Genomic DNA, 10,241 nt, shown 5'->3' with positions numbered 1-10,241 from the left:
AACGCGGCGACGTACTGGTTCCGCGAGGTCGCCGGACTCGACCCGTTCTCGTCGGAGTGGATCGCCGTCCTCGTCTCGTCGAGCTGTCACTTCGTCGAGTCGGCGGTCTGGCCGGACGTCATCGAGGTCGGCATGCGCTCGAAGCGGATCGGCACCACGAGCCTGGCGTGGGAGTTCGGGCTCTTCCGCCAGGCCGACGGCGCGCTGCTCGCGACGGGTGAGTTCGTCCACGTCGTCATCGACCGCGAGGGGGCCCGTCGCCCGACGCCCGTGCCGCCCGAGCTGCGCGAACTCGTCACGCGCATGATGACCGTGCCCGCCTGACCGACCGAGGGCGGCTCGAACCACGGGATCCCCTGGTTCGAGCCGCCCTCGGTCGTGCGGACGTGATGCGGGCGCGGACGCCGTGCGGAAGCCGCACGAACGCCGCGCCGGCGCCGCTAGATCAGGCTGTCGGTCAGGTGGTTCGGCGTCCCGAAACGGTGCGCGGTGATCGACACCGCCTGCTCCCGGAGGAACGGCAGCACCTCGAGCCGGCCGGCCTCGGTGACGGGCTCGGCGTACACCGCCACGTCCGGACGCCCACCGATCGCCGTGTACAGGGCCGATGCGTCCCCGCCGATGAGGCGCACACGGGTGGAGGGGCCGTCCGCGATGCGGGCCGCGAAGGTCGCGTCGGGCTCACCGTCGCGGAGCGACCGGACGATCGACAGCGACTGCACCGCGGAACGCACGGCGGCCGGCAGTGGACCGGCGACGGACACGTCGATCGTGGTCCCCGCACGGAGCGCGGCCGCCACGACCCGCACGAGCGACTCGACGGCGAGCGACTCGACGTCGACTAACGACGCGCCGTCCGAGGCGAGCCGCACGTGCACGCCCGGGTAGGGCAGGTACCGCGCGATGTTCCGCTCGGCGGTCAGTGCCGACACGTCCGTCGCGGTGCCGAACAGCGACCCCCACGCCCGCTCGTCCGACGCGAGCGACCGGTCGAGCACATCGGAGGACACCCCGGCAGCGCGGACGAACGACGCCACCGGCGCCGACAGCCCGGCACCGGCACCGGCACCGGCGCCAGCGGGCGCGGACGACCACGAGCCGAGCCCGAGCAGGTAGTTGAGCCCACCGGCCTTCGTCCCCGCGCCGACGGCCGACTTCTTCCACCCGCCGAACGGCTGCCGCCGGACGATCGCTCCCGTGATCCCGCGGTTCACGTAGAGGTTGCCGGCCTCGATGCGGTCGAGCCACGTGCCGATCTCCGCCGGGTCGAGCGAGTGCAGACCCGAGGTGAGGCCGTAGTCGACCTCGTTTACGATGTCGATCGCCTCGTCGAGGGTCCGGGCGGTCATGACGCCGAGGATCGGACCGAAGTACTCGGTGCGGTGGAACGCCGAGCCACGGGCCACGCCGTCACGCACGCCGGGGCTCCAGAGCTTCCCCGAGTCGTCGAGGCGGGCGGGCTGCACGGCCCAGGACTCCCCCGCGCCGAGCTTCGTCAGGCCGTCGAGCAGCTTGCCCGCGGCGGGCTCGATGACCGGGCCCATCTGCGTGGTGGAGTCGGTCGGGTAGCCCACCGGCAGGGAGGACACCGCGTCGACGAGCTGCGACCGGAAGCGCCGCGACGTCGCGACGGACCCGACGAGCACGACGAGCGACGCCGCGGAGCACTTCTGCCCGGCGTGTCCGAACGCCGAGGCGACGACGTCCTTCACGGCGAGGTCGAGGTCGGCCGACGGCGTGACGATGATCGCGTTCTTGCCCGAGGTCTCGGCGAGGAGCGGCAGGTCGGGACGGAACGAGCGGAACAGCTCGGCGGTCTCGTACGCCCCGGTGAGGATCACCCGGTCGACGAGCGGCGACGACACGAGCTGCTTCCCGAGGTCGTTCTCGGACACCTGCAGGAACGCGAGCACGTCCGCCGGGGCACCGTGCAGGTCGAGCGCGGTCTCGATGATCGATGCGAGGACGGCGCCCGAGCGCTCGGCCGGCGGCGCGGGCTTCAGCACGACGGCGGAGCCGGCCGCGAGTGCTGCGAGCGTGGAACCGGCGGGGATGGCGACCGGGAAGTTCCACGGCGGCGCGACGAGCGTCAGGGCGGCGGGCGTGAAAGCCGCGCCGTCGACGTCGTCGAGTTCGGCCGCGAGCTCCGCGTAGAAGTGCGCGAAGTCGATCGCCTCGGACACCTCGGGGTCCGCCTGGTCGATGGTCTTGCCGGTCTCGGAGGCCATGACCTCGACGAGTGCAGCCCGGTTGGCCTCGAGTGCGTCGCCGACCGCGTGCAGGACGGCGCCGCGGGAGGGTCCCGACCACGTGGCCCACTCGGCGCCGGCGGCGCGGACGCGACCGAGGACGGAGTCGAGCGTCGCGGCGGAGTCGACCCGTGCCTCCTGGACGGCCTTGGTGCCCAGCGTCGACGACGCGATGCGCGCGGTGATGTCGGCACCCCACTGACGGAACTCCCCGACCGACGGGTCGGTGTCCGGGGTGTTCTCGAAGTGCCCGGCCGTGGGACGGCCCACTGCGGCGTAGCGATCGGCGACCCGGTGCGACGCCGGAGCGAGGAGTCCCTCCGGCGTGGCGAGGGGCGCCAGGGACGACCGGAAACGCTCCTCTTCACGCGCGAAGAGCTCGGGCGACGACGCGAGCGAGAACACCGCGGACATGAAGTTCTCCTGCGACGCGCCTTCCTCGAGGCGGCGGATCAGGTACGCGATCGCGACGTCGAACTCACCCGGGTGGACGACCGGCGTGTAGAGCAGCAGCGACCCGACCGTGCGGCGGACGGCCTCGGCCTGCCCCTGCGCCATGCCGAGCAGCATCTCGAACTCGATGCCGTCGCGGACGCCGCGCTGCCCGGCGAGCAGCCAGGCGTGGGCGACGTCGAACAGGTTGTGCCCGGCGACGCCGACGCGCACGTTCGCGATGCGCTCGGGTGTCAGCGCCCAGTCGAGGACGCGCTTGTAGTTCGTGTCGGAGTCCTGCTTGGTGTGCCACGTGGCGAGCGGCCAGCCGTGGACCGAGGCCTCGACCTGCTCCATCGGCAGGTTGGCGCCCTTGACCAGACGGACCTTGATGTCGGCGCCGCCGCGGGCACGGCGGGCAGCAGACCACTCCTGCAGGTGCTGCATCGCGGCGAGGGCGTCGGGCAGGTACGCCTGCAGCACGATCCCGGCCTCGAGCGTCGTGAACTCGGGCTCGTCGAGGAGCTTCGTGAAGACCGCGATGGTGAGGTCGAGGTCCTTGTACTCCTCCATGTCGAGGTTGATGAACTTGTTCGGCGAGGCGGCGGCCGCACGGCGGAACAGCGGCCGGAGCTTCTCGATGATGTCCTCGACGGCGTGGTCGAACGCCCACGGCGAGTGCGGGTGCACGGTCGAGGAGACCTTGATCGACACGTAGTCGACGTCGTCGCGGGCGAGGAGCTTCTCCGTGCCCTCGAGCCGGCGTGCCGCCTCCTTCTCGCCGAGGACGGCCTCGCCGAGCAGGTTGACGTTGAGGCGGACGCCCTCGCGCTTGATCTTCGCGATGGCCGGGCCGAGCTTGGCGTCCGTGGCGTCCACGATGAGGTGCCCCACCATCTCCCGCAGCACGCGGCGGGCGATCGGGACGACGACCCCCGGGAGGACCGGGGCCATGCCGCCGCCGAGCCGGACGAGCCCACGCAGCGCGGCGGGCAGGAACCCGGGCGCGTTCGGGGCGATGGCACGGAGCTTGCGTGCGGCGACGCCGAGGTCCTCCGGGCGGACGACGCCGTCGACGAACCCGACCGCGAAGTCGAGGCCAGCCGGGTCCGCGAGCACGCCCGCGAGCTGCTTCGCGGAGCCGTCGACCGGGTAGGTCTCGGCCTCGGCGAGCCACTGCCGCACGAGCGCGACGGACTGGTCGGCCAGGTCGCCGGATCCGGTGGGCTGGGAGGCGGGAGCGGGCTGCTCGTGCACGGTCGTCATGGGATCAGTGTGGAGCCACCGAAGCAACAGCGGAAGCAACGTTTCGTGACGGGTACCGTGAAGCAGAGCTACTGTGTCCACATGCTCGACGTCCGCCGTCTCGTCCTCCTCCGCGAGCTCTCGATCCGGGGCACGATCGCCGCCGTCGCCGAGGCCGTGAACTTCACGCCGTCGGCTGTCTCGCAGCAGCTCGCGGCCCTCGAACGCGAGGCCGGCGTGCCGCTCCTCCGCAAGGCCGGACGGCGCCTCCAGCTCACCCCGCAGGCCGAGGTGCTCGTGCAGGCCGCCGGCCATGTCCTCGACGTCCTGGAGCAGGCCCAGTCCGAGGTCGAGGGCTCCACGCCGACGGTGCAGGGGCGGGTCCGGGTCGCGGTCTTCCAGTCCGCCGCGCTCGCGCTCATGCCGAACGCCCTGCACGCGATGGCGACCGGGCACCCGGACGTCCGGATCGAGATGGTGCAGCGTGAGCCGGAGACCGCGCTGCACGAGACCTGGATCCGCGACTTCGACATGGTCATCGCCGAGCAGTACCCCGCGCACGCGGCGCCCCGGCTCCCGGGCCTCCACCGCGAGGACCTCACCACCGATGCCGTCCGCCTGGCGCTCCCCCCGGTCGACACCGCGCTCGCGCCGGTCACCTCGATCGCGGACGCCGAGGCACTGCCGTGGGTGATGGAACCGCGCGGCACGGCGTCCCGGCACTTCGCGGAGCAGGTCTGCCGTCGACACGGCTTCGAACCGGACGTCCGGTACGAGACCGCCGACCTCCAGACGCAGATCCGCCTGGTCGAGTCGGGCAACGCCGTGAGCCTCATGCCCGACCTCATGTGGACCGGCCGCACGACGACGTGCCGACTCGTCGAGCTCCCCGAGCGCCCGCGGCGGACCATCTTCACCGTCGTCCGGTCGGCGGGATCCTCGTCGCCCGCGGTGACGGCGCTGCGGGCCGAGCTCGAACGAGCGGCCGCGGTCGTCGGCAACTGACGGACCGGCGCTCGCCTCGCCTCGTCGGCGCGAGCACGAGACGGACGGGAGGCGCGGCGCCAGCCCGCACCGCGCCTCCCGTCCGATCGCCGCTTGCTGTGGAAAACCCCAGGTCAGATGCTGTGTGGACCCGCATCGTTCCGTGATGGAACCGCAACGTGGAGTCCACTCTCGCGCCCCTGCCAGGCCGTACCGTCAGCTTCGACAGGAGCGGATGGCCGCCCTGCGAACCAGGACTTCCCAGGGGGGACATCCATGCGCACCACCACCTCCTCGCCGCGCCGTCGTGCCGGTCTCGTGGCGGCGACCGCGATCGCGATCGTCACCGTCGGCTCCGGGGCGGCGTTCGGCGTCTCCGCGGCGAACGCCGCGACCGACACGTCGACGTCGACGTCGGCGTCGACCGCGGCACCCGCTGCCGGCTCGACGACGACCGGATCGACGACCAACGGCACGGCGACCGGGACGACGACGACCGGGACGGCCTCGACCTCGACCACCGCCGCGAGTACGCCGCTCGCGTTCACGGAGCCGTCGACGAAGGCCGCCCCGCTCGCGCTCACCGCGACGGTCGGCACGCCGTTCAGCCACACTTTCCACACCACCGGCGGCAACGGCACCGTCGGGTACGCGATCCAGGACGCACCGTCCACCACCTGGACCGTCAACGCGCAGACCGGTGTGCTGAGCACGACGCCGACCACGCCGGGGACCTACGACTTCGAGGTCGTCGCACTGAGCGGCGGCGAGCAGGTGACCGAGTACGTGCAGGTCACGGTCGCCCCGTCGCCGGTGTCGTTCACCGAGCCGTCGACCGAGGCGAAGCCCCTCGCCCTGACGGCGACGGCCGGGCAGACGTTCACCCACACCTTCCAGGTCGTCGGTGGAAGCGGCTCCACCGCGTACGCGATCCAGGACGCGCCGTCGTCGGGGTTCACCGTGAACGTCTCGACCGGCGTGCTGACGAGCACCGAGACCACGGCGGGCACGTACGACTTCGAGGTCGTCGCCCTCCGTGGGACGGCGACGGCGACCGAGTACGTCCGGCTCACCGTGCGCCCCGCGGCCGCGGTCGGCGTCACGACCATCGTCAGCGACGGGAACCCCGATCACGGGGTGTACCAGGTCGGCGTGTCCGGCGCGATCGAGTCGTTCAGCGCCACCGGCAAGGACCTCGGCACGGTGTCGTCGATCCCCGCGGAGCAGGGCGGCACGATCCGCGTCACCGGGGTCGCTGTCGACCGGTTCGGGAACCTCGTGACGCCCGGTACCGTCGGCCACCAGCCGATCGGGACGGTCGCGAGCTCCGTCGCGTCCGACCGGATCGCGGCCGACCCAACGAAGGAGTACGTACTCGTCACGTTCCCGCACGCGTCGCAGCACCGCCTGACGGTGTCGCAGGACGGCGTCTCGGGCTCGTTCGTCGTCGCCGTGCAACCGGTCGCGACCGCCGCCGTCGCGACCTCGGCGACCGGCACGGGTGCGACACTCGCCTACACCGGTGCCGACGAGCGGACGCCGATCGCCTGGGGTGCGGGCCTGCTCGCCGCGGGCGCCACGCTCCTCGGGTTCCGCCTGCGTCGCCGTCGTCTCTGAGCGGTCCCTCCGCGGACGGAGCGAGCCCGGTGCCGATCGGCACCGGGCTCGTGCCGGTTTCCGCACCATCCCCCCAACCCTGGTCACATTTCGGCTTCGAGGCCCCTCAGGCGACCGCTCCACCCCTACGATCCGAGAGCCGAGGATTCTCGGCGAACTCTTACGATCCGGTACCCGACCGGACCTGGACACCTGGGGGAGAACGTGCGTCGAAGCACATCCACCGTCCGACGCGCCTGCGCGCTCGGCACCACCGCCGCGCTGGTCGTCCTGACGACCGGCCTCGGCATCATGACCGCGACGGCCGCGAACGCCGACGTGGTCGACGAGCCGCAGGCGACGCAGACCGCGACGCCCGCCGCGACGGAGACGCCCGCGCCGAGCACGGAGACGCCGGCACCGACCGCGGAGCCGGACGCGCCGACCACGGACGCTCGGCCGACCCACGACCCCCCGACCTCCGCGTCGCCGGCGCCGTCGACGACAGCTCCGGTCGGATCGCTGCTGCCCGGCACCGGCAAGAGCACTGGCTCGAGCACGAAGGACGTGCAGGTCGCTGCCGCCGACCCGACGGTGACGATCGCCGGAACGGCGAAGGTCGGCTCGACGCTCACGGCCACGACGACGGGCTTCGACAAGGAGCTCGCGACCCCGAAGTTCGTGTGGACCAACAAGGCGACCGGCGAGAAGCTGTCCGACGAGCAGTTCTACGACGTCCAGCCCACCGCCGCAGGCGCGGTCATCGTCGTCACGGCGACGGGCGTGGACTCGGACAACACGCCCCTCGAGGCGGACGCTGAGACCGCCGAGGTCACGCAGGACCCCGTGTTCGTCGACGAGTCGGGCACGCCGCTCGACAGCGGCACCGAAGCGGACGAGGACACCTACTACCTCCCGCAGGACGCGACCGCCGGCGAGGCGTTCTCCTACACGTTCCGCGCGCAGGGCTTCCCCGCACCGACGTACCAGCTCGCCTGGTACTACGGCGACGAGGAGGAGTCGATCGACAACGTCGAGTCGAACCAGGCACAGGCCCAGGCGGACTCGACGCTCGGCTTCGAATGGGAAGCCGACGCCGACGTCAACGGCGACGGGAAGTACACCCCCGAGGACCAGCTGCCGAAGGGCATCACGTTCGACCCCGCCACGGGTGAGCTCAGCGGCACCGCGACCGAGGCGTCCGTGTACGACTTCGCCGTGAAGGCCACGAGCGGTGACGTCACGACCACGGTCTACGCCGAACTGACCGTCGACCCGGGGGCCGCGTACGGACTCGCGGCGCAGGCACTCGACGACGGCCTGGCCAAGGGCGATAAGGGCTCGGTGTACTTCATCCGTCCGGACGGCAGCGTCGTGGGCGTCACCATCGACCCGAGCAGCGACGAGTTCTTCGTCGACGACTCCGACCTGCTCGACCACGTCTCTGTCAAGCAGGGCGGGACGCTCCTGGTCTACGGCACGCCGGTCGACCGGTTCGGCAACGACATCGAACAGGTCGACGAGAACGGGAACCTGGCCGTCAAGGCGAGCGTCACCTCGAACGTCGCGACCGACGTCATCAAGCCGTACACCGAGGACGGCGCCGATGACTTCGGGGTGACGAGCGTCACGTTCCCGCACGCGTCGACCCACACGCTGACCGTCTCCGCCGAGGCACTCCAGCCGGTCTCGTTCGACGTCGAGGTCACCCCGACCGTCGCACCCGTCGTGGCCGTCACCCCGACCGGCACCGGCGGCCAGCTCGCCTACACCGGCTCCGACGCGACCGGAGCCCTGCCCTGGGCCCTCGGCCTCGTGCTCGCCGGCGCGGGCCTGATCGGCGCGCGCACGCTGCGCCGCCGTCACGCTCAGCGCTGACGCAAGTCGTCTCCCGTCGGTCGCGTGCCCGCGTGACCGACGGGAGGCCCGACCCGGCCCCGTCCCGCCACTCCCGGCGCGACGGGGCCGCTTCCGTCACACGGCGGTGTCGCGTCGGTAGCGTGGGCGCATGCCGACGCTGCTGCACATCGACTCCTCCGCCGACCTCGCCCACTCCCGCTCCCGGGCACTGACCGCAGCGTTCGCCGACGCCTGGCGCGCGCGGGGCCCCGAGTACACGGTCGTCCGGCGCGACCTGCACGTCGACCCGCTCCCCCACCTCGAGACCTCGGCGCTGCACTGGGCAGCGGGCGACCGCACCGCCGACGAGGTCGTGGCCCCCGAGGCCGAGGCACTCCGCCAGGAGGTCATCGACGAACTCCTCGCCGCGGACGTGCTGCTCGTCGGCTCCCCGCTGTACAACTACACGGTGCCGTCGACCCTCAAGGCGTGGCTCGACCGCGTGCACATCCCGGGCGTCCTCGTCGGCGACGTGCAGCCCCTCGCCGGCCGACCGGTCGTCACGGTCGTGAGCCGAGGTGGCACGTACGACGCCGACACCCCCACGGAGGGATGGGACCACGGGTCCCCCGTGCTGCAGATCATCCTCGGCACCGCCCTCGGCATGAAGCACTACCCGGTGACCGTGAGTGCGACCCTCGCCGACCGTCTGCCGGACCTCGCGCCGCTGGCCGAGCACGCCGCCGCCGAGTACGCCGATGCGAAGACCACGCTGGAGCGCCTCGCCACGACCGTCGTCTGAGCGAGCGAACCGGGAACTGGCTGCCCGACGATCAGGCGGGGCGGACCTCGCCGGAGCGCCCGAGCAACGCCGCGTGGTACGCCGTCTGCGTCAGGGCGCTCGCGAGCAGGAACCCCGTCATCGACTCGATCCCGCCGCTGAAGGGAACCCGTGCGGCGACCTCGAAGAGGGTCGGCTCGTGCAGCGCGTCGAGCGCCTCGGCGACGTGCCGCGAGCGCTCCTCGCGGTGTCGCGCGAGGGTGCGGGCACGGGCGACGACGTCCCGGAAGCGGTACTCGTGGCCTGGGCAGACCTCGAGGTCGGCGTACCGGTCGAGTCGTCGGAGCGCGGCCAGGTAGTCGCCGAGCGGGTTGGAGGCGGTCCGGCCCCCGAGGCCGATCCCCGAGTTGATGCGCGGCAGGACGTGGTCCCCCGTGAAGAGCAGCCCGGACCCCTCGTCGACGAAGCAGCAGTGTCCGGCGGTGTGGCCGGGTGTGTGCAGGGTGCGGAGGCTCCGCCCGGGGATCGGCAGCTCGTCGCCGTCCTCGAGCAGGAGGTCCGCGTACGGCTCCGTCGTCCGCCCGAGCCCGATCCGGCGTCCGCTCCCCCAGGCCGCGACGACCCCGCTGCGGAGCTGCTCCGGCAGACCCCACGAGGCGATGTCGGCGTCGTTCGCCGCGGCGTCGGCCCGCTCGTGGCGGAGCGCCTCGACCTCGGCCCGGTGCATCGCGACGCGGGCACCCGTCGCGCGACGGACCGCGGCCGCAGCACCGAGGTGGTCGGCGTGCAGGTGCGTGACCACGGCGAGCCCGACGTCCTCCAGCGAGCGCCCGATCGCGATCAGCCCGTCCCGGAGTACCGCGAGGTCATCGTCGGCGGACCACCCCGGGTCGATGAGGGTCAGCGTGCCGTCGGTCCCCTCGACGACGTACACGAGGGTCGCGTCCGGCACGCCGAACCGGAACGGAACGGCGAGGGTCCAGACGCCCGGACGGACCTCCTCGACCGGGGGCAGCGCGCCCGCACGGAGTGCCGCGGCCTGCACGGGACTGATCGGTTCCGGTGCCGGCGCTGCCGGCGGGGGCACGGTCGTCACGCGCCCACCCTAGCGACGC

The 10,241-nt window shown here is 72.5% G+C and carries 7 protein-coding genes; 5 read left to right on the top strand and 2 right to left on the bottom strand.

Translation table 11 applies throughout. The features are described from left to right. The coding region (locus ACSW7Y_RS13260; RefSeq protein ID WP_438126742.1) for an acyl-CoA thioesterase at positions 1 to 324 on the top strand (324 nt) is incomplete at its 5' end. A 116-nt stretch (positions 325 to 440) separates the two neighbouring features. Here ACSW7Y_RS13260 and ACSW7Y_RS13255 read toward each other — a convergent pair. Continuing rightward, positions 441 to 3,947, bottom strand: a complete 3,507-nt coding sequence (locus tag ACSW7Y_RS13255) for a proline dehydrogenase family protein (RefSeq protein ID WP_438126741.1) — start codon at positions 3,945 to 3,947, stop codon at positions 441 to 443. Positions 3,948 to 4,028: 81 nt separating this feature from the next. On the opposite strand from ACSW7Y_RS13255, the gene ACSW7Y_RS13250 reads away from it, so the two are divergent. The 4 genes from ACSW7Y_RS13250 (at position 4,029) to ACSW7Y_RS13235 (ending at position 9,147) form a co-directional block, all read left to right on the top strand. Next, on the top strand, positions 4,029 to 4,931 hold the full coding sequence (locus tag ACSW7Y_RS13250) for a LysR family transcriptional regulator (RefSeq protein WP_438126740.1): 903 nt from the start codon (positions 4,029 to 4,031) through the stop codon (positions 4,929 to 4,931). 255 nt (positions 4,932 to 5,186) lie between these two features. Beyond that, positions 5,187 to 6,527 (top strand): hypothetical protein, encoded by a 1,341-nt coding sequence (locus ACSW7Y_RS13245; protein WP_438126739.1) that lies wholly within the window; start codon positions 5,187 to 5,189, stop codon positions 6,525 to 6,527. A 204-nt stretch (positions 6,528 to 6,731) separates the two neighbouring features. Continuing rightward, positions 6,732 to 8,384 carry a putative Ig domain-containing protein gene (locus ACSW7Y_RS13240; protein WP_438126738.1) on the top strand — a complete coding sequence of 551 codons (1,653 nt, stop codon included), beginning with the start codon at positions 6,732 to 6,734 and terminating at the stop codon, positions 8,382 to 8,384. 130 nt (positions 8,385 to 8,514) lie between these two features. After that, positions 8,515 to 9,147 carry an FMN-dependent NADH-azoreductase gene (locus ACSW7Y_RS13235; protein WP_438126737.1) on the top strand — a complete coding sequence of 211 codons (633 nt, stop codon included), beginning with the start codon at positions 8,515 to 8,517 and terminating at the stop codon, positions 9,145 to 9,147. A 31-nt stretch (positions 9,148 to 9,178) separates the two neighbouring features. On the opposite strand, the gene ACSW7Y_RS13230 is transcribed toward ACSW7Y_RS13235, so the two are convergent. Beyond that, entirely contained in the window at positions 9,179 to 10,222 is a 1,044-nt protein-coding gene (locus tag ACSW7Y_RS13230) for an MBL fold metallo-hydrolase (RefSeq protein WP_438126736.1), read from the bottom strand. Positions 10,223 to 10,241: the final 19 nt, after the last annotated feature.

It is taken from the genome of Curtobacterium flaccumfaciens (assembly GCF_051548005.1).
In the GTDB taxonomy this organism is placed as follows: domain Bacteria; phylum Actinomycetota; class Actinomycetes; order Actinomycetales; family Microbacteriaceae; genus Curtobacterium.
The sequence above is the reverse complement of the archived record's forward strand: the minus strand, read 5'-3'. Positions and strand labels throughout refer to the sequence as shown.

What these genes read in the sequence shown, in the direction of transcription:
- ACSW7Y_RS13255 (WP_438126741.1), bottom strand. Translation starts at nt 3,947, where the DNA reads ATGACGACCGTGCACGAGCAGCCCGCTCCCGCCTCCCAGCCCACCGGA.
- ACSW7Y_RS13250 (WP_438126740.1), top strand. Translation starts at nt 4,029, where the DNA reads ATGCTCGACGTCCGCCGTCTCGTCCTCCTCCGCGAGCTCTCGATCCGG.
- ACSW7Y_RS13245 (WP_438126739.1), top strand. Translation starts at nt 5,187, where the DNA reads ATGCGCACCACCACCTCCTCGCCGCGCCGTCGTGCCGGTCTCGTGGCG.
- ACSW7Y_RS13235 (WP_438126737.1), top strand. Translation starts at nt 8,515, where the DNA reads ATGCCGACGCTGCTGCACATCGACTCCTCCGCCGACCTCGCCCACTCC.